The sequence below is a fragment of the Bacillus sp. S2(2019) genome (assembly GCF_005144805.1).
GTDB classification, from domain to species: domain Bacteria; phylum Bacillota; class Bacilli; order Bacillales; family Bacillaceae; genus Bacillus; species Bacillus altitudinis.
The window spans coordinates 1-843 of sequence record NZ_SWFL01000016.1; the positions used below are offsets into that span (position 1 = coordinate 1).

The following is an 843-nucleotide window of genomic DNA, read 5'->3' on the forward strand; positions in this document are numbered from 1 at the left end:
TGGAGGATTAGCTCAGCTGGGAGAGCATCTGCCTTACAAGCAGAGGGTCGGCGGTTCGAGCCCGTCATCCTCCACCATATTTATTCTTACATAATGTTAGGATAGATAAAGCCGGTGTAGCTCAACTGGTAGAGCAACTGACTTGTAATCAGTAGGTTGGGGGTTCAAGTCCTCTTGCCGGCACCACTTTCATATGGTAAGATAGACAAGTCGCTTTAAAAGCGAGCCATTAGCTCAGTTGGTAGAGCATCTGACTTTTAATCAGAGGGTCGAAGGTTCGAGTCCTTCATGGCTCACCATTTTCATGCGGGTGTGGCGGAATTGGCAGACGCGCTAGACTTAGGATCTAGTGTCTTTATGACGTGGGGGTTCAAGTCCCTTCACCCGCATTGCCAAACAACATAAAGAAATCCTGTAATGCGGAAGTAGTTCAGTGGTAGAACACCACCTTGCCAAGGTGGGGGTCGCGGGTTCGAATCCCGTCTTCCGCTTATACCATACACGCCGGGGTGGTGGAATTGGCAGACACACAGGACTTAAAATCCTGCGGTAGGTGACTACCGTGCCGGTTCAAGTCCGGCCCTCGGCATTATAAAATAAGCGCCCGTAGCTCAATTGGATAGAGCGTTTGACTACGGATCAAAAGGTTAGGGGTTCGACTCCTCTCGGGCGCGCCATTAAGATCGGGAAGTAGCTCAGCTTGGTAGAGCACTTGGTTTGGGACCAAGGGGTCGCAGGTTCGAATCCTGTCTTCCCGACCATCTTTTATGGGGCCTTAGCTCAGCTGGGAGAGCGCCTGCCTTGCACGCAGGAGGTCAGCGGTTCGATCCCGCTAGGCTCCAC

9 tRNA genes are annotated in these 843 nt (G+C 52.1%); all 9 read left to right on the forward strand.

Features of this window, described 5'->3' with window-relative positions:
• The first annotated feature begins 1 nt into the window (after nt 1).
• The 9 genes from FBF75_RS19530 to FBF75_RS19570 all read left to right on the forward strand — a co-directional run bounded on the left by FBF75_RS19530 (nt 2) and on the right by FBF75_RS19570 (nt 842).
• Nucleotides 2-77: transfer RNA gene (locus FBF75_RS19530), tRNA-Val, on the forward strand.
• Between the two features lie 33 nt (nt 78-110).
• Nucleotides 111-186, forward strand: a tRNA-Thr gene (locus FBF75_RS19535).
• Nucleotides 187-223: 37 nt separating this feature from the next.
• Nucleotides 224-299 (forward strand) — tRNA-Lys (locus tag FBF75_RS19540).
• Between the two features lie 7 nt (nt 300-306).
• A tRNA-Leu gene (locus tag FBF75_RS19545) sits at nt 307-389 on the forward strand.
• A 30-nt stretch (nt 390-419) separates the two neighbouring features.
• A tRNA-Gly gene (locus tag FBF75_RS19550) sits at nt 420-491 on the forward strand.
• A gap of 12 nt (nt 492-503) precedes the next feature.
• Nucleotides 504-589, forward strand: a tRNA-Leu gene (locus FBF75_RS19555).
• A gap of 11 nt (nt 590-600) precedes the next feature.
• Nucleotides 601-677 (forward strand) — tRNA-Arg (locus tag FBF75_RS19560).
• A 7-nt stretch (nt 678-684) separates the two neighbouring features.
• Nucleotides 685-761, forward strand: a tRNA-Pro gene (locus FBF75_RS19565).
• Between the two features lie 8 nt (nt 762-769).
• Nucleotides 770-842 (forward strand) — tRNA-Ala (locus FBF75_RS19570).
• Nucleotide 843: the final 1 nt, after the last annotated feature.